Below are 16,650 nucleotides of genomic sequence, written 5' to 3'. Positions count from 1 at the left end.
CGAGTCGACAAAACATGTCGAGGAGGCGTTAACAGAAAATCAGTCTCATGTTCGATTACCTCAACGGAACAAATAATAGATATCTAATTTTGCACAGTCAACATAATTAGCAATCTAATTTTTATTGACGATAAATAATTAGATTGCTAATATTGATCCAAGTCACGAACATCCCTATTTAAGGATTGATGACACCAAATCAATATGTAGTGATACCTAGAGAGAAGAACAATGAAACTGCACGTAACTGCTCGGCGCACACTCACGCCAGAGATTGAAGAATTCACCCTGACCCCTGTTGATGGGCAACAGTTGCCACCAGCAGAGCCTGGCTCACACATCTCTATCACCACTCCCTCTGGGGCTCATCGTTATTATTCGTTGGTTTACTCTGGTGACAACTTAAGCGCGTACACCGTTGCGATCAAAAAAGAGCCCAATTCTCGTGGTGGTTCAAAGTCGATGCATGAACAGGCAACAGTATCGACGGTTCTGGATGTAGAAACGTCTGATAATGAGTTTCCTCTCGGTCCGAAGCACGATGCTTTGTTAATCGGTGGCGGTATTGGTATCACACCGATTTACTCTATGGCACAAAGACTAAAAGCAGAAGGTAGAAAATTCCGAGTTGTTTATTTAGCTCGCAGCTATGAAAAAGCAGCGTACGCTGATGAGCTTCAGGAGCTTTGCGGAGATGCAATCACTATCCACTATAGCGAAGGCGATAGTTCAAACGCTTTCGATTTTTGGGATCTGCTGATGACGCCAACGCAGGAGCATATCTATTGCTGTGGGCCAACGTCTCTAATGGAAGAAGTGAAAGGCGGTACGGGCCATTGGCCTGATGGCCGAGTGCATTTTGAAGAGTTCATGCCCGTAGAAATCATTCGAGATAGCGATACCGAATTCACCGTCGAACTCGCTAAATCAGGTGAAACGATAACTGTTCCCGCGGATCACACTATTCTGGAAGCTCTGCGCGCTAATGGACACGATTTTTCCAGCTCCTGTGAAACCGGGACTTGTGGCACCTGTAAATGCAAATATACGGAAGGTGAAGTGGATCACCGTGACTTAGCTTTAATGGATGACGAGAAATCCGACACTATTATGCTGTGTGTATCCCGAGCAAAAGGTGATCGCCTTGTCCTCGATATCTAATCCAATACGCCTAGGCGTAGCGGGATTAGGGAGAGCCTTTGCGCTATCAGCCCCCGCTATTCATGCACACCCAGGTGTTAACTTAGTCGCTGGCGCGGAGCCAAACTCCGAGCATAGGAGGTCATTTGAAACGACTTTTGGTGCAAAGACCTATGCCGATGTTCGCGACCTAGTAACAGACCCAGACGTGGAAGCGGTCTATGTATCCACGCCTCATGGATTACATAAAGAGCATGCTTTAGCTGCTATAAACGCCGGCAAATCCGTCCTTATCGAAAAGCCGATGACTGTCTCATTAGAAGATGCGTCATCGCTAATTGAAGCGGCAAAAAAGGCGGGAGTACAGATCATTGTTGGCCCTAGCCACAGCTTTGATGGTCCGGTTAAGCTCGCTGAAGCTTTAATCGCGGAAGGTAAGATAGGGCGCGTAAGGATGATACATGCGCTCTATGCAACCGATTTTTTATATCGCCCAAGAACAGCGGCAGAGCTTTCTACAGACTTAGGTGGAGGTGTAGTGTTTAGCCAAGCCGTCCATCAAATCGATCTCGTCCGCCGACTCGCTGCTGTCCCCGCTCAGCGTGTTACCGCCAGAACGGGTGGAGCCTGGGATGCTGACCGACCGACCGAGGGCGCCTACAGCATGCTGATTGATTTCAGCGAAGGTGTCTATGCCAGCCTGACGTACTCAGGTTACGCTCATTTTGATGGCGACCGGCTAATGGAGAACACTGCTGAATTAGGCATACCCAAGTCAGATGAATTCAAGAGCGCCCGCAAAATACTGGAATCCGTCCAGGACGAATCGGAGTTTAAGTCATCACGTGGTTTCTCATCCCTCGAAACCTGCCCTCAGGCTCAAACTCACGAGCACTTTGGTCAGGTTTTCGTATTCGGCGACCGCGGAGACCTGCGCCTGACGCCGAACGGAGTAGAAATTACCGATACGAATGGACCCGAATTCTACCCCGCACCTTTTAGAACCGCCCGAGCAGAAGTATTTGACACACTTTATGCCGCAGTTCGTGAACAAACGACTCCATTGCAGGATGGCAAATGGGGCCGAGCTTCACTCGAAATCTGTCATGCACTACTTACCAGTAGCGAAACGGGTGACACAGTCACACTTAATTACCAAGAAGGATAAAAAATGTCTAAGCTCCAACTTTCCCTAGCAATGGGTGATTATGATCGAACTCGCCCTATTCATGATGGACGAGTACAGATCGACGGTGTCGATCCGATCACTTTTCTTCAATCACCAGAAGAGATGTTCTTCAACGCATTTCGCCACGAAACCAGCGATATTTCAGAAATATCGTTGAGTTCATATTGCGTTTCGTTGACTCGAGAGAATCCTCCATACATCGCAATTCCTGTTTTCCTTAGCCGCGCATTCCGCCACTCCTCTGTTTATATTCGTGCGGATAGAGGAATAGAAACACCTCAAGATCTCAAAGGTCGCCGCATCGGCATCGCGGAATACCAACTGACAGCAAACGTATGGGTTAGAGCTATTCTTGCAGATGCAGGTGTGACTCCTGATCAGATTACCTGGGTACGCGGGGGAATGGACAAGCCAGGACGTCCTGAAAAGATCAAACTTGATCTACCAGACAACGTAACTATCGAGAACGCTCCAGAAGGCGCTACCCTAAACCAGATGCTAATCGACGGGGAAATTGATGGTTTCATCGGCCCTAGATGGCCACGTTGTTTCCACGAAGGCCACCCTCAGATCCGTCGCCTATGGCAAGATGGTTTTTCTGCTGCACGCCAATGGCATCAAGACACCGGGTTGTTCCCAATCATGCACGTTCTAGGTGTGCGTCGTAGCCTAGCTGAGCAGCACCCCTGGTTACCCGGCGCTCTACTCAAGGCCTTCACTGAAGCTAAAACAATGGCGCTTGATGCCCTATCAGATACTTCAGCAACCAAAGTGACAATGCCATTTGTCGAAGATGTTTTGGGCGTAACGCAACAAATGTCCAAGGATCTTTGGTCATACGGAGTCGCACCGAACGTCAAAACGCTAGAATACTTCCTGCGCAACCACTACGAACAGGGGCTGAGTTCAAGACATCTTTCTGTAGATGAACTGTTCCACCCAGCAACTACCGAGGTCTATTCTCTGTAGATATCTTTAGTTACAAACGGTATAGAAGCAAACCAGCCAGGTCACTCCTCGCTGGTTTTTTTACCCAATATTGAACCATTACTCCGATACAGAGACATTCAACACATGAACGATGATAACTTACTCGATGCAGGGCACAATACCGTCCATTCAGCATCCTATTTAGTTTCTCTGCGTATCAATTATTCAGACGTTGATAGGTTTGCATCGCATCTTGCTAAATTGAATCTTCTATTAGAAGATCATGACGGATTTGAGTCTATCGACATAGTTCGTCGAGATGATGGGCAAGGCATCGATATATTTTGTATCGCGAGGTTTAGAAGTAAAGATGATTTAGAAGCCTGGAAGCTTTCTCCGGACAGGAAGACCGTACTTGACCCTATTGAAACACTATCCGTACTCGACGTAGACAGACAACAAGCCTATGGCTCAAATATTTGGTTTGAGCCTGTTGTTAACCTACCAATCCCCCCAAAGCCTCCACGCCTTTGGAAACGATGGATTGTTAGCTTAGTCGCTGTTTACCCGGCCCTTATCGTATTAATCTATCTACTAAAGCCGATTACGTCGAAAGTACCCGAACCTATCGGTCTGTTGTTAGTCGCCACAATTCTTACTGGGATAACAACGGCTCTAATCGCGCCCTGGCTCACCAAGAAATTACAAAAATGGCTAGTGGCAAGGCCCTAGTATTGTAGACACCTGTTAGCGTTACACTAACGCCTAACATGAGGTGATCACAAATGAGTGCGAAACGTTACACTGAAGAGTTCAAAATCGAAGCAACCAAGCAAGTCACGGAACGCAACTACAGGCTCAGCGAAGTAGCTACGAGATTAGGAGTTTCAGAGCCGACTCTTCGCAACTGGGTTAAGAAATATGGCTCCGCGAGCTCTCAACATCATACGATTAATGATCAGCAGGAAGAGCTCCGTAAACTCAAGGCTGAGCTTAGACGTGTCACTGAAGAACGAGACATATTAAAGGAGGCCGCAGCGTACTTTGCAGCCGAGTCAAAGAGAAGTACGCGTTCATAAAGTCACGACTTGATCAGTTCCCAATCGCAGCGATGTGCAGAGTGCTCGATGTTGAACGCAGCGGTTTTTACGCCTGGCGTAGGAACCCGGAGTCGAAACGCGCACAGGAAGATAAGCGCTTATTAACGAAGATCAGGCAGTTTTGGGCTGAGAGTGGATTTGTGTACGGCTACCGAAATATAACAAAAGATCTGAAGGATGATAACGAGCAGGTCGGGAAAAACCGAGTGCATCGTATTATGCGGCAGAACGACATCTCATCTCACCGGGGTTATAAGAAACACAGAGGCTTCAGTGGCGGGGATCTTAGTCTAGTGGTGCCGAATACGCTTGCTCGAGCGTTTGATGTTGACGCTCCCGATGAGGCTTGGGTGACCGACTTTACTTACATCCGAACTCACGAGGGTTGGCTATATCTGGCTGTTGTCATTGACCTATTTAACCGTCAAGTCATCGGCTGGAGTATGAAGAACAATCCTCGGGCAGAGCTGGTCATCGATGCGCTTATGATGGCTCTTTGGCGTCGGCAACCCAAAGGAACTGTTCTGATCCACTCCGACCAAGGTGTTCAATACACTAGCAGCGACTGGCGTACCTTCTTAAAGGACCACGGTTTAGAAGCCAGCATGAGTCGACGCGGGAACTGTCACGATAACGCCGTCGCCGAGAGCTTCTTCTCGAACCTCAAAACCGAGCGGATCAAGCGCAAAATCTACCCAACACGGAATGAAGCAAGAGCGGATATCTTTAATTACATCGAGCTGTTCTACAACTCATCGCGCCGTCACGGCAACAATAATGGGATGTCTCCAGCTCAATATGAAGAGCAGTATTTACAAAAGCTGGCAGCTGTCTAGGAAACTAGGGCCTTGCCATAGTCTCTAGATAGATAAAATTTTCTCGTTCAAAAAAAAGCAGATATAGAATATCTGCGAAAGAAAAGCTGCAACAAAGCAGCTCCTCGAGGAACCTAGTAGTTAAAACAAGCCATATTTAGAAATGATATTACCTGTTCTTCACAGCATTAGCGAGGCGGTATATCGGATTCTTTAGCATCTCTTTTACATCGTCACTAAGTGCTAACGAATCCATAGCTTCATACATGCACGAGACCCAAGCGTCCCTTTCTTTAGGACCAATAGAAAAAGCTTTATGCGGCCCTGTCATGCATACCGACCCATATTTTTCTAAATAAATTTGTGGACCGCCCATCCAACCAACTAAATAGTCACCTAACTTTTCAGAAATACCACTCAGATCAGCTGAATGCATAGCTCTCAGCTCTGAATAGTTTGGCGAGGCATCCATGATTCTGTAAAACTCATTAACCAAATCTCGAATCCCTGATTCTTTCAGAGCCTGATAAGGAGACTCATAACTCATCATTTATTTTCCTTTTAATGAGGTGTAGAATCAAATTCTTAGATTGCTAATTATATATAATAAATTATTACTTTCAACCCTGAAACAAATAACAAAATGAAAAGGAATATCCATGAATAATACAATATTAGAAAGCCTAATAGACGATTTAGTAACTGCAAATTTAATTCTATTCAATGAAGGTGTACTGGATGCTTTCGGCCACGTAAGCGTAAGAAATCCTCATAACAGAGATCATTTTTTCTTAGCTCGAAATATGGCCCCAGGGCTTGTTACCAAGGAAGATATACTCGAGTTTAACCTTGATGGTGAAGTTGTAAACAACGATCCCAGAAAGGTCTATCTAGAACGTTATATTCACAGCGAAATCTACAGAGAGCGAGATGATGTCGAGGCGATCGTACATAGCCACTCTCACTCTGTGGTACCTTTTAGTGTTGTAAAATCTGCCCCCTTAAAACCTATGTGCCACATGAGTGGTTTCATGGGTACACATGTGCCTATATTTGAAATACGCGATGTAGCGGGTGATAAAACCAATATGTTGATTACCAACCGGAAACTTGGTTCTTCGCTAACCCAGTCTCTTGGAGAAAATACGTTAGTACTGATGAGAGGCCATGGCTCTACAGTCGTTGCACCTAGCCTCAAACAAGCGGTTTATAGAGCGGTCTATGTAGAAGTTAACGCACAATTACAGATCGAAGCGTCCAGACTCGGACCAATTGAATTCTTATCTGAAGGAGAGGCTCAAGCTACTCAAGTAACCAACGAAGGGCAAGTAGACCGCCCATGGAATCTATGGAAAACAAGAGCGATTAAGGCTCAGAAGTCTTGGCTACCAGAAGTTTGAGAGTTATCAACTTCAAACCAAGCACACTGCTAATTTTTAAATAGCGTTAGCAGTGTCACTCCAATAAATATACCGACTGTTCCAACGATTATCTGATATCCAAATTTTTCATTATTCTTTGAATAAAGCCAAGTCCCCACCAGTACAAACAACGGAGTGGTAGCCGCTAAGGGAGCAATCAGAAGCAGGTTTCCAACTGCCAACGATAGATAAAGAAAAATCGGCCCTATACTTGAAAGTATTCCTGCGTAAACAAAATAAGTAAACTCTCGACTACTACATGAAATTTTACATCTAGCAACCAAAATATATAGGCTCAGTATAATCCACGAGGCAGAAACCGTCACCGCACTAGCGAGTACAGGTGAATTAAGTTGGTCGATGCCCACTTTCCTTAGCGCAATAGATATCCCATAGGTCAATGATGCCAGCAGAGGATATATAAGATATATCTGATAACCACTCGAAATTCTTAGATTTCCATTTGATCCAGAAAATATAGCAATTAACAACGACCCTGTGATTATCAAAAATGCACCAAGCATTTGAACAACACTTCCGGACTCGCCGAGAAATACTAATCCTATTAATACTGTTACCAAAGGATGAGTCAAAGTTAATGCTGTCGTTGTATTTGCCCCTAATCTAGACATACCAACGAACTGGAATAGCCGGCCAAGTAATGGCGCAAATATACCCGAAACAATAAAAAACTTAAGATCAACCAGCGTTAGAGATTTAGGAATATCTATAAATAAGGTAGATAAACCCAGCACAACGACATTGATGGTAAGCGTGATCCATAAAACAGAAAGGTGCGAGGCACTTTCACGACCTATTTTCACAAGTAAAAATGTAGCCGCAAACATAATGGAAGACAATAATGCATAAATCACTTCCACTATGTTGCCTCGCTTTAAAGAATGTCCGGTTAGAAATCAATCATTCTGAATGATTAAGCTATTTTGGCTCGAGACCTCAGATGAGGTGTTGATATGACAGCGGCCACCACCAAAGCGACAGCTATGCCCAATGCGATGATACTCGGTGCCAAGAACATTAAGCCAGCCACCAACAACATAGCCTGCGCTATGCCTGATAGTGGTGCTTTCCAGTATCCTTCTATACCTGCACTTAGCACGATAACGCCTAGGGTAGCAGTCAGACAGTTCAAAACTATCCCCGTAATCGGCCCTTCAAGCAGTAACCCTTCTCCATACATAAAGGCGAATGGAACCACGAACGCTGTAATCGCAAGCTTTACCGCTCCAACCGATATACCAAGAGGTTTTGCATCCGCTATCGCCGAAGCAGCAAATGCAGCTACAGCCACCGGCGGGGTCATAGCGGAAAGCACCGCGAAGTAAAGGATGAACATGTTCGACTGCATCGCAGAGAAATCAAGCGAGCTTAAGGTCGGCCCTACCAATACTGCCGCGAGTATAAATGCCGACGGTGTTGGCATACCCATACCTAGAATGATTGCCAAAATTGCTGAAATGATCAGAACCAAGATACTACTGTTACCCGCAAGCATGAACACTAGGTCAGCAAATTTACCACCGAGTCCTGTCATTGATATACCACCGATTACGAGACCGGCAGCAGCACAAGCAGCTGTTACAGAAACCATTCTAAGGGTCGTTTCACCGAGCGCTTCCCAAATGGATTTTAGTCCCATACGAGTCGAGGGCTTTATCGCTGCAACTGCAATGACACTTAAAGAGGCAAATGCTGCAACATAAGTTGGCGAATATCCCATAACAAGAGCTACTGAAAGAACCAGTAGAGGAATAATGAACAATCCTCCGTTCGACATTGCTACTTTTACCGTTGAAACTTCGTTTTCCTCTAGACCTTTAAGGCCCATTTTTTCAGATCGCAAATGAATCTGTGTATAAACGCACACGTAGTACAGAAGCGCTGGAACAATACCTGCGATAGCAATATCCCGGTACTCGATACCCGTATATTCAGCCATAATGAAGGCTGCTGACCCCATAACAGGGGGTAACAAACTACCGCCTGTCGATGCTGCAACCTCAACACTTCCAGACAACGATTTTCCGTAACCCAAACGTTGCATCATCGGAATCGTAATCGATCCGGTAGTTACAACATCAGATGTAGGACTGCCAGACATCGTTCCATACAGACCTGAAGAGATAACAGCGATTTTTGCTGGACCGCCAACCCGCCTTCCCGCCACAGCCGATGCAAGATCAAAGAAGAAATCTGCACCACCAGCTCGGGATAAGAAAGTCCCAAAGAGTACAAAAAGAAACGCATAAGTTGCAGCTACACGGAGTGGTACGCCAAACAATCCATCACTGGTAAACATCATGATATCAAGAAAGTGGTTATACCCTACTTCACGGAAACCAAGTCCCGCGGGCAAACCATGCCCAAAGAGATTGTAGAGTACAAAAATCGTTACTACGCTGGTTAGGCCAAATCCGACTGTTCTTCGCGTGGCTTCAATTGTCAGGAAAAATAGTGCCGAGCCCGCAATAAGGTCGGGCATTTCCAGAGGAAATAACAACGTAATCCGTTCTACGATTCGAGAACTTTCTACTAGAAAGTAAACACCGGCCGCAACGCTTGTCAGTGAAAGTAACCAATCGGCTATTCCAGGGGCGTTAGTACGCCCCCAGGGTCCAGGTGTGTATAACAAGAACAGAAGAGCTAGCATTGATGACAAAAATACGATCGTCATCGCAAAGAGATCGACGTAGACGATAGTAGTTGTGTAGATCACTCCTAACGCTATTATTGCTGCGATTGATTGGAGTATTCGGGCAAGCCCGGGACTCAACTGACGTTTAGTACCGGTCTCTAACATTGATGAAAGTATATTCGACATTTAACTAGCTCTTATAACTTTTATAGCTTTATTAGCTTAACGTAAGCCTGCTTCTTCCAGATACTTCAACGCACCTGGGTGGTATGGAACCACAGTGACAGAGGCCATAACCTCAGGAGTTAACGCTTTCATGGCTGGATGTACGCCAGCGATTTGCTGGTAATTTTCAAAGATGGCCTTTGTTAGGTTGTAAGCTTTCTGATCATCCATATCAGCTCTTACAGCGAGGGTTGCACCCAAGGACGGGGTGTCGACCTTTCCTGGTGACCATTCATAGGTCCCTTCAGGAATAACAAAAGGAATCGTTCCACTTACCTTGTTCACAGCTTCAACGGTTGCAGGATCCATGCTTAGCAGGGTTAATTCGACACTGTTAGCTGCCTGTTGAATAGAACTGTGGCGTACGAAGAGCGAGTTGATCATCAGATCTGCTCGGCGATCCGTAATCAAAGACACCTGTTCACCTGAAGCAGCATAGATAACTTTACCGCCCCAGCTTTCGATATCTTTTTCAGTAACACCGATAGCATTCAGCATTTCAACGGCTACATTTGATGCGATGTTACCGCGCTTGTTGATAGCAATTGTGATGGGTGGTTTAACTTTAGCGATATCTTCAAGGGTATGAATACCATACTCTTCTGCAAAGCTGTTACGTACAAGCGCCTGCATCGGAGCCCAAGTGTACAAATAGGAAAGAACGCGAATGGAATCTATCGGTTCGCGAAATGGTGATTCCCCTTTTTTGGCCAGTAGCAATTCTGCATCGTGAACAATGGCCAGATCTGCTTGATTTCGGTCTAGTTGACCAATGTTGGCGATACCACCACCAGAGGTTTGATAGGTGATTTTTGAATCAGGGTATGCTGCTCTGACGCTTGAATCTAAACCAGCGCCTAACAAGCTCCACAGCCCTCCCGGAGACGCACCTGCAACAGTCATCTCATATGACTCAGCCTGTGCGGTTGGCATTTGAAGCAATGCAGCTGTCGTTAACGAAACTGCAAGACACTTTTTCAAACTTGATAACATAGTTAAATTCCTCTTATTTTTGAACTTGGTAGTCAACCAACTATGTAAAGCATTATGTGTATTGTCTTCAGCTGCCGGATTACACGACAGCCAATAAATATATCTCCCTTCCTCTAGACCTCCCGTTATTATCTATGCATTACGCACAATCTCTAGTTCATATGTGATGCGCTTACAGACTAATCGCCTAGCGGACGCACCTATGCTGTCAGACGCTACCACCTTAAAGTTAGATGGCTAATTTTGATAATGGTAGATATAAATTTGATTTAGGTCAACACAAATAATTCGCTATCGAATTATTTGTGTTGATTAGTCTCAGTATTCAATCCCTCGCAGAGGGCTTGATTCCATCTATAAATACGTTAGAGAGTCATGCACACCGAGCCTCCCCATGGAAAGTTTCGACATGAAATCAGAAGAGTAGAATAGGTTTTATTAAAAGCTCGATCTGCGCCGGTATATTAGTAATTAATTGCGGGCGACGTAGTAATGATTCCGGATCTCTCCGGCATTTTACGATTGTGCGGTTGTTCTTTAGACCCTTCGCATGCAAAGACCGCTCTGGATCGAGAGCAGACTCCCAGCATGGATGGCATTGAATGACCGGTGTTGCGGGTAATGAGTCATTAATTAGCAATGCCAATCTGTTCGGAGTTTTGCGTGAACAAGTAGTGCTTTGTTATGTATAGTTATGAAAGTCACGCAACAGACACCCCAGTAACTATATGATTTAATTGAACTTATAATCGCATTCGATTATTGAAAATCCTCGTGTCGGTGGTTCGATTCCGCCTCGAGGCACCAAACAAAACAGCCGCGCTTTGAGCGCGGCTTTTTTGTTTGGATTCCTTGCGGTTGGATGAGAATCACAATCGGTTCGACCAACTCCGACGAATAGGAGGAGTTGGCGACGAGCAAGCAAAGCTTGCGAAGCCCGAAGGGGCCAAACGCCTAAAGGCGTTTGGATCATTCCGGCTCGAGTTCAGCTCGTACCTCTCTGTACTCGTCCCTTCGGTTGACGCTAACGCGTCAGGGCAAAACCGCTGTCCTGCCGTTTTGTCCGCCTCGATCACAACCATCACTCTATCCGGACACAGACCCAAGATAGATAAAACAGCCCAACACCACCGACACAACATTCCACCGCTTGTTGAATAAAATTCTACGCATTGCTGTAGCAGAATGCGTACAATGTCGATCTTATAGCTCTATGGGCAGTATCTATGAGAATGTTATCCCAACAGTTGATCATCCTAGCGCTAATGCTGATATCGCTTTTAATCCAGTTTCAAGTCATCTGGAAGATCGAAAGTTCGCTGCTTGAATACAGCCCTCTCGCTGTAGCCAGCTTGATGTTCATACCGCACGGAATACGCGCAATCGCCGTCGTACTCAGCGGCGCCTCCGCCCTTGCGCCTATTTTTCTTGCTCATTTGATAACGGATTTAGCGATCGGGCTCAGTTTAACTGCAGGAGCGATCTCCGGGGCAGCTACCGTTCTAGCAATGGTGGTGCCTTTGGTTCTAATTAATTATCTGAGTCACCAGCCGGCGCTATCGCCGCTCGCCGTTGGCAACACAGAGAATCTCAGCCTATTTCGGCTTGTGATCGTTGTCGGTGCCATCTCGTCTTTGGTTAATGGGGCAATAGGGGCTGTACGCTTCTCTACGTCACCACTCGATCTGGTAGCGTTGAAGTATTTCATCGGGGATATGCTGGGAGTTGTTGTGGTGCTTCTGCTTTTACTGGTAGCTAAAAACAGATTGATCGCGATTGGTAAACGCCTCGCCTAGTCGCCCGTCTCTTCCTCAATCAGCACCGCCGGCTCAGGCACACCCGTAAACCGAACACCCTCAAAGAAAGTCTGCCCTGCGGCCTGCAGGTCGCGTTTCTCCATCGGTATATCCTGCTGAGCAGAGGTAACGTAAAGCGTTGATAAGTCTAAGCCGCCGAAAGCGGGACAAGTTGCATGTTCCGCGCGTAAAGCGACTCTCTCGATCTCTTCACCAGCCGGGTTGAAAGCACGCACGGCTGCGTCACCCCAACAGGCGATCCAGATATTTCCTTCTGAGTCTGTTACTGCACCGTCTGGGTTCAACCCCGCGTCGTTCAGGTCGATAAAGAGTTCAGGCTCACCCTCGGGCCAACCATCTTTGGCGTTCAAGGGTTGACGCATTACCTTACGGGTTGGCGTATCTGTGTAGTAGGCGCAATTGCGATCAGGTGCAAAGCAGATCGCGTTGGGAATGCTGATATCGGGGTATAGCTGACGAAGCTCACCGGCGTAATAACGGTAAATCGCTCCAGCACCGGTCTCTGCCTTTTTACCCATGGTTCCAATCCAGAAACCACCCCAAGGGTCAGCGCGTCCATCATTTGAGCGTGTGACTCGGTTATCTGCTTCAAGCGGGACCAACTCACTCTCTTCACCCGTGCGCAGGTTAAATCGAAACAGAGAGGTCTCACCCGCGATTAGCAGTTCTTCTTTGCTGATCCATCCTGCCGCGGAGACCATCTGGTCAAAGCACCACGAGGAAGCAGTATTCCCCGAGAGGGAGTAGAGCTTGGCATTGACAATATCGAACCAGAAGAGCTGCTTCAGCTCCGGATGCCAAAGTGGACCCTCGCCAAGATAACATTCGGTATTATCGAAAACTCTCATCGTTTAGGGTCCTTCTGTGTGCATCCTTTATCTGAGTATAGACGCTTCAGACTTATTACGGCTTGTAGGCGGCGTTCTCCTGCCAACCCAAGAATCCTGATTGTAGAACAACTACGTTCTCGCGCCCAGCAACACGCAGCGCAAAGGTCGCCTGAGCGGACAGAGAACCGGTATTACAGAACAGAATTACCTTACCCTCCTCTGGGATCTCATCAATACGCTCTAAAACCTCACGCCACTCAATATTGATCGCGCCAGGAATCGTGGCAGCAGCAAACTGCTCCGCATCACGTGTGTCGATGAAAGTCGACGCTTCAAATACAACCTGATCAATCTGCTGCGGCACCATAATGCCAGATTCGTATTCTTGGAAGGCCATGTAGTCGTTCATGACCTCTATCGCCTCTTCATTGGCGTAAACAGGCGTGAGAGCCGTTGTAAGCGCCAACGCGAGCGCTGCAAAAATTGTGTTCTTCATTTAATACTTCCTCACCCAAGATAACTTGCCGGCGAGCATAGCAACACAAAACCAATAAGAACATAACCAAATAGAATATATTCAATAGGAGGTCTCAGGTTTTTGTCAGCTTTACCGAATATCCTGCGACTGTTGTTCTTATTGCCCCTTCAGCAGTAACCCGCCCCAGCATGCTCTAGTAAGCAATTCGGGGCGGGATTTTTTACCGCTCTCTTTGGCAGCTGCGTCCCAACGAACTAGAGTTACTCTATGATCTCAACGGACCCGGATAAAACCCTACCCGCAGTGCTTGTCGGCCCCATCCTTCGACGAGCGAGCCCGAAGCAGATCTGTCTACAGCTGGTCTCGAGCAGAATCGTCGAATATCGATTAGAACTGTACGGCCCCGACGGTTTGATCACTGAACTTGAACAGAAGCAGATTGAGTCTCTCAATTATCCTTTAGGCAGTCATTGTTGGCTGCACACTCTGATAATCAAGAGCGTGACCCGCGCTGCTACTATCAGCGCAGTGAACTACTGCCGGATAGTGAAGCGACCGAGGACCTGCAACGCAGCTTCTTCGAAGCCAAGCGCAAGCCAATATTCACGTCAGATTCGGCACGCAACCACCTGATAAGCCTTGCAGTCATACCCATACTGGGGTAATGAGATTCCAATTGAACCGGGTATTGTTGTGCTGGATACCCGTACCCAACGTTGGCGGTCGAAGCGCAGTCCGCAGAAACCCTCTGGACTGATGGATTGGGAGCAACTGGTCGACCTGCAACAGAGCCTGATAAATCGTAAACAGGTCATCCTGGTCTCAGCCGCACCCATTTTTGGTGTCAAACTTATCGAAGCGATACAACGTGTGTTCACTCTTATCGGTAAGCCACTGATGGTCGATGCGGAGAACTGGATGGCTCACCCCGGCTCCGCCAATGTCATTCTGAATATTTTCCGACACAGCCGCACGCCAGAGCAGTTTGTCGTGCTCTCTGGCGATGTGCACTACTCCTTTGTCTACGATATCAAGCTACGGTTTCGCAACGGCGGACCCAGAATCTATCAAATTACCAGCAGCGGTCTGCGTAATGCTTTCCCAGGGAAACTTCTGGCAATTCTCGATCGGCTCAATCGCTGGCTTTACGCCAGCTGGTCACCACTTAACTGGCTCACTAAGCGCCGTCTGATGCGCATCCGACCGCGCATCCCGAGCCAATTTCCTATCGGACGACGCCTGGTAAATTCCCCCGGCATTGGCTGGATAGAGTTTGACAAAGATGGTGTTCCGCAAAAGATTCAGCAGCTCGGCGCCAGCGGCGAGGACCACCAATTCAGCGCTTCGAGAGAGGACGAGCACTGGTCTTAGCATTTCAGATTGAGTTTAATAGACGGTCGGTCTAATATTATTCTTATGGATAATCTAACAGCCGAAAAGCCCCGTCGCGGCCGCCCAGCCAAGTCGCCTGAACAGCTTCGCGCGATGCGCAGCACACTGATTCGTCGCGGTATGGAGCTGCTGACCGAACGCGGTTATTCCGCCACTGGGATAGATGCGATTCTCAAACCCACTGGCGTTCCAAAAGGTTCGTTCTACTATTATTTCGAATCCAAAGATGCCTTCGTTGCCGAGGTCATTGACGCATATGCTGCGTTTTTCGCCAGCCTGCTTGATAAGCATCTATTGGACGCTCGCCACCCACCGCTCGAGCGTATTCTCAAGTTTGTTGAGGCTGCGGCGGCTGGCATGGCCCGTTACGAATTCCGCCGCGGCTGCCTACTAGGTAACTTGGGGCAGGAGGTTAGCACCCTCCCCGAACCCTTCCGCTTTCAGATCGAGACAGTTTTCGCTGATTGGGAGGCGCGCCTTGCTCAGTGTCTACAGGAAGCTCAGCAACTCGGCCAACTGTCTAATCACACGGCGCCGACAACACTTGCATACCTATTTTGGATCGGCTGGGAGGGTGCGGTTCTGCGAGCCAAGCTCGAACGAACCGATCGTCCTCTAAAACTCTTCGCTAGAGCGTTTTTGGCGAACTAAGTATTAAACACTCAACCCTAAGGGAGAACCCATGTTTAAAGGCATTTTGATCGACAAAGTGGATGGCACTTTAACCGCTGCAATAAGCGATATTGATGAAGCATCTCTGCCCGAGGGTGATGTCACCATTGCCGTTGAGTACTCCACGCTGAATTACAAAGATGCGCTTGCCATCAACAAAGGGGCGCCTGTTGTACGCTCCTTCCCGATGGTACCCGGTATCGATCTGGTTGGAACCGTATCTGACTCAGCAAACTCAGACTACAAACCCGGCGACAAAGTACTACTTAACGGCTGGGGCGTGGGTGAAGGTCACTGGGGCGGCCTAGCCGAAAAAGCTCGCCTCAAAGGCGAATGGCTGGTGCCACTACCCGAGGCGTTCGATGCTAAAACAGCCATGGCGATCGGCACTGCAGGATACACGGCCATGCTCTGTGTGATAGCTCTGGAGCGTCAGGGTGTAAAACCTGAAGATGGCGAGATTCTAGTAACCGGTGCTGCAGGCGGTGTCGGCAGTGTCGCTATCGCAGTACTAGCAAAGCTTGGCTATCAGGTAATTGCCTTAACAGGGCGTCCAGAGGAAAAGGAGTATCTGCAGTCTCTCGGCGCTGTCGATATTATCCCGCGTGAGGAGATGTCTGAGCCGGGGCGTCCACTAGCGCGTGAACGCTGGGCCGGCGTGGTCGATGTTGTTGGCTCGCACGTGCTGGCCAACGCCTGCGCCAGCACCAAATATGGCGGTACCGTAACAGCTTGTGGCTTAGCGGGTGGTATGGACCTGCCGTCAACCGTAGCGCCCTTCATCCTGCGAGGTGTTACGCTGGCAGGTATAGACTCAGTGATGGCACCGCGCGAGCTGCGCCTCGAGGCATGGAGACGTTTAGGAGAAGATCTGGATCCTGCAAAACTGGGCGCCATTGCTGAGGAGATTTCACTCACTGAAGCAATTGATGCCTCAGCCCGAATCTTGGACGGTAAGCTGCGTGGGCGCGTAGTCGTGAAAGTGAGCTAAA

At 47.7% G+C, this 16,650-nt stretch carries 17 protein-coding genes; 11 read left to right on the top strand and 6 right to left on the bottom strand.

The window, feature by feature from the left end; all coding sequences use genetic code 11:
- Positions 1 to 231 precede the first annotated feature (231 nt).
- From AC1WNR_RS01240 to AC1WNR_RS01220, 5 genes are all read left to right on the top strand, one after another.
- The gene (locus AC1WNR_RS01240; protein ID WP_299081232.1) at positions 232 to 1,161 is read left to right on the top strand and encodes a PDR/VanB family oxidoreductase; all 930 of its coding nucleotides are present in this window, start codon (positions 232 to 234) and stop codon (positions 1,159 to 1,161) included.
- Positions 1,145 to 2,308 (top strand): Gfo/Idh/MocA family protein, encoded by a 1,164-nt coding sequence (locus tag AC1WNR_RS01235; protein WP_211313905.1) that lies wholly within the window; start codon positions 1,145 to 1,147, stop codon positions 2,306 to 2,308. Before AC1WNR_RS01240 ends, AC1WNR_RS01235 begins: the two co-directional genes overlap by 17 nt.
- A 3-nt stretch (positions 2,309 to 2,311) precedes the next feature.
- On the top strand, positions 2,312 to 3,298 hold the full coding sequence (locus AC1WNR_RS01230) for an ABC transporter substrate-binding protein (RefSeq protein ID WP_115469681.1): 987 nt from the start codon (positions 2,312 to 2,314) through the stop codon (positions 3,296 to 3,298).
- A gap of 105 nt (positions 3,299 to 3,403) precedes the next feature.
- On the top strand, positions 3,404 to 3,991 hold the full coding sequence (locus tag AC1WNR_RS01225) for a hypothetical protein (protein WP_481642739.1): 588 nt from the start codon (positions 3,404 to 3,406) through the stop codon (positions 3,989 to 3,991).
- 53 nt (positions 3,992 to 4,044) lie between these two features.
- A protein-coding gene (locus AC1WNR_RS01220; RefSeq protein WP_481642738.1) for an IS3 family transposase occupies positions 4,045 to 5,195 on the top strand; the annotation gives its coding sequence in 2 pieces (ribosomal slippage) (positions 4,045 to 4,282 and positions 4,282 to 5,195; 1,152 coding nt in all).
- A 148-nt stretch (positions 5,196 to 5,343) separates the two neighbouring features.
- On the opposite strand, the gene AC1WNR_RS01215 is transcribed toward AC1WNR_RS01220, so the two are convergent.
- Positions 5,344 to 5,724: a group II truncated hemoglobin gene (locus tag AC1WNR_RS01215; protein WP_345423140.1), complete on the bottom strand. Its 381-nt coding sequence runs from the start codon at positions 5,722 to 5,724 to the stop codon at positions 5,344 to 5,346.
- 109 nt (positions 5,725 to 5,833) lie between these two features.
- On the opposite strand from AC1WNR_RS01215, the gene AC1WNR_RS01210 reads away from it, so the two are divergent.
- Positions 5,834 to 6,574, top strand: a complete 741-nt coding sequence (locus AC1WNR_RS01210; protein ID WP_345423143.1) for a class II aldolase/adducin family protein — start codon at positions 5,834 to 5,836, stop codon at positions 6,572 to 6,574.
- A gap of 29 nt (positions 6,575 to 6,603) precedes the next feature.
- On the opposite strand, the gene AC1WNR_RS01205 is transcribed toward AC1WNR_RS01210, so the two are convergent.
- The 3 genes from AC1WNR_RS01205 to AC1WNR_RS01195 are packed head-to-tail and all read right to left on the bottom strand — an operon-like array spanning position 6,604 to position 10,469.
- Complete coding sequence (locus tag AC1WNR_RS01205) at positions 6,604 to 7,476, bottom strand: DMT family transporter (protein ID WP_345423146.1); 873 nt, start codon at positions 7,474 to 7,476, stop codon at positions 6,604 to 6,606.
- 53 nt (positions 7,477 to 7,529) lie between these two features.
- A complete protein-coding gene (locus tag AC1WNR_RS01200) occupies positions 7,530 to 9,437 on the bottom strand; it encodes a TRAP transporter permease (protein ID WP_345423149.1) in 1,908 nt (635 codons plus the stop codon).
- Positions 9,438 to 9,473: 36 nt separating this feature from the next.
- Complete coding sequence (locus AC1WNR_RS01195; RefSeq protein ID WP_345423152.1) at positions 9,474 to 10,469, bottom strand: TAXI family TRAP transporter solute-binding subunit; 996 nt, start codon at positions 10,467 to 10,469, stop codon at positions 9,474 to 9,476.
- A 1,226-nt stretch (positions 10,470 to 11,695) separates the two neighbouring features.
- On the opposite strand from AC1WNR_RS01195, the gene AC1WNR_RS01190 reads away from it, so the two are divergent.
- A complete protein-coding gene (locus AC1WNR_RS01190; protein ID WP_481642737.1) occupies positions 11,696 to 12,265 on the top strand; it encodes a hypothetical protein in 570 nt (189 codons plus the stop codon).
- On the opposite strand, the gene AC1WNR_RS01185 is transcribed toward AC1WNR_RS01190, so the two are convergent.
- Together AC1WNR_RS01185 and AC1WNR_RS01180 are read right to left on the bottom strand one after the other, a co-directional pair.
- Entirely contained in the window at positions 12,262 to 13,134 is an 873-nt protein-coding gene (locus tag AC1WNR_RS01185) for an SMP-30/gluconolactonase/LRE family protein (RefSeq protein ID WP_481642736.1), read from the bottom strand. The genes AC1WNR_RS01190 and AC1WNR_RS01185 overlap by 4 nt on opposite strands.
- A gap of 55 nt (positions 13,135 to 13,189) precedes the next feature.
- Positions 13,190 to 13,612, bottom strand: a complete 423-nt coding sequence (locus AC1WNR_RS01180; RefSeq protein WP_481642735.1) for a rhodanese-like domain-containing protein — start codon at positions 13,610 to 13,612, stop codon at positions 13,190 to 13,192.
- A 455-nt stretch (positions 13,613 to 14,067) separates the two neighbouring features.
- Between AC1WNR_RS01180 and AC1WNR_RS01175 the strand changes: the two genes are divergently transcribed.
- The 4 genes from AC1WNR_RS01175 to acuI are packed head-to-tail and all read left to right on the top strand — an operon-like array spanning position 14,068 to position 16,649.
- Positions 14,068 to 14,259, top strand: a complete 192-nt coding sequence (locus AC1WNR_RS01175; protein WP_481642734.1) for a hypothetical protein — start codon at positions 14,068 to 14,070, stop codon at positions 14,257 to 14,259.
- Entirely contained in the window at positions 14,234 to 14,965 is a 732-nt protein-coding gene (locus tag AC1WNR_RS01170; RefSeq protein WP_481642733.1) for a metallophosphoesterase family protein, read from the top strand. The genes AC1WNR_RS01175 and AC1WNR_RS01170 overlap by 26 nt, the downstream gene beginning before the upstream one ends.
- Positions 14,966 to 15,010: 45 nt before the next feature.
- A complete protein-coding gene (gene acuR / locus AC1WNR_RS01165; protein ID WP_481642732.1) occupies positions 15,011 to 15,637 on the top strand; it encodes an acrylate utilization transcriptional regulator AcuR in 627 nt (208 codons plus the stop codon).
- Positions 15,638 to 15,668: 31 nt separating this feature from the next.
- Positions 15,669 to 16,649, top strand: coding sequence for an acrylyl-CoA reductase (NADPH) (gene acuI, locus AC1WNR_RS01160; protein ID WP_481642731.1), 981 nt, complete (start codon positions 15,669 to 15,671; stop codon positions 16,647 to 16,649).
- The last annotated feature ends 1 nt before the right edge of the window (position 16,650 follow it).

It is taken from the genome of Marinobacterium marisflavi, from assembly GCF_982447095.1.
The sequence above is the reverse complement of the archived record's forward strand: the minus strand, read 5'-3'. Positions and strand labels throughout refer to the sequence as shown.

Excerpts from the sequence above, each read along its gene's own strand:
- AC1WNR_RS01240 (WP_299081232.1), top strand. The coding sequence starts at position 232 with ATGAAACTGCACGTAACTGCTCGGCGCACACTCACGCCAGAGATTGAA.
- AC1WNR_RS01230 (WP_115469681.1), top strand. The coding sequence starts at position 2,312 with ATGTCTAAGCTCCAACTTTCCCTAGCAATGGGTGATTATGATCGAACT.
- AC1WNR_RS01225 (WP_481642739.1), top strand. The coding sequence starts at position 3,404 with ATGAACGATGATAACTTACTCGATGCAGGGCACAATACCGTCCATTCA.
- AC1WNR_RS01215 (WP_345423140.1), bottom strand. The coding sequence starts at position 5,724 with ATGATGAGTTATGAGTCTCCTTATCAGGCTCTGAAAGAATCAGGGATT.
- AC1WNR_RS01210 (WP_345423143.1), top strand. The coding sequence starts at position 5,834 with ATGAATAATACAATATTAGAAAGCCTAATAGACGATTTAGTAACTGCA.
- AC1WNR_RS01200 (WP_345423149.1), bottom strand. The coding sequence starts at position 9,437 with ATGTCGAATATACTTTCATCAATGTTAGAGACCGGTACTAAACGTCAG.
- AC1WNR_RS01195 (WP_345423152.1), bottom strand. The coding sequence starts at position 10,469 with ATGTTATCAAGTTTGAAAAAGTGTCTTGCAGTTTCGTTAACGACAGCT.
- AC1WNR_RS01190 (WP_481642737.1), top strand. The coding sequence starts at position 11,696 with ATGAGAATGTTATCCCAACAGTTGATCATCCTAGCGCTAATGCTGATA.
- AC1WNR_RS01185 (WP_481642736.1), bottom strand. The coding sequence starts at position 13,134 with ATGAGAGTTTTCGATAATACCGAATGTTATCTTGGCGAGGGTCCACTT.
- AC1WNR_RS01180 (WP_481642735.1), bottom strand. The coding sequence starts at position 13,612 with ATGAAGAACACAATTTTTGCAGCGCTCGCGTTGGCGCTTACAACGGCT.
- acuR (WP_481642732.1), top strand. The coding sequence starts at position 15,011 with ATGGATAATCTAACAGCCGAAAAGCCCCGTCGCGGCCGCCCAGCCAAG.
- acuI (WP_481642731.1), top strand. The coding sequence starts at position 15,669 with ATGTTTAAAGGCATTTTGATCGACAAAGTGGATGGCACTTTAACCGCT.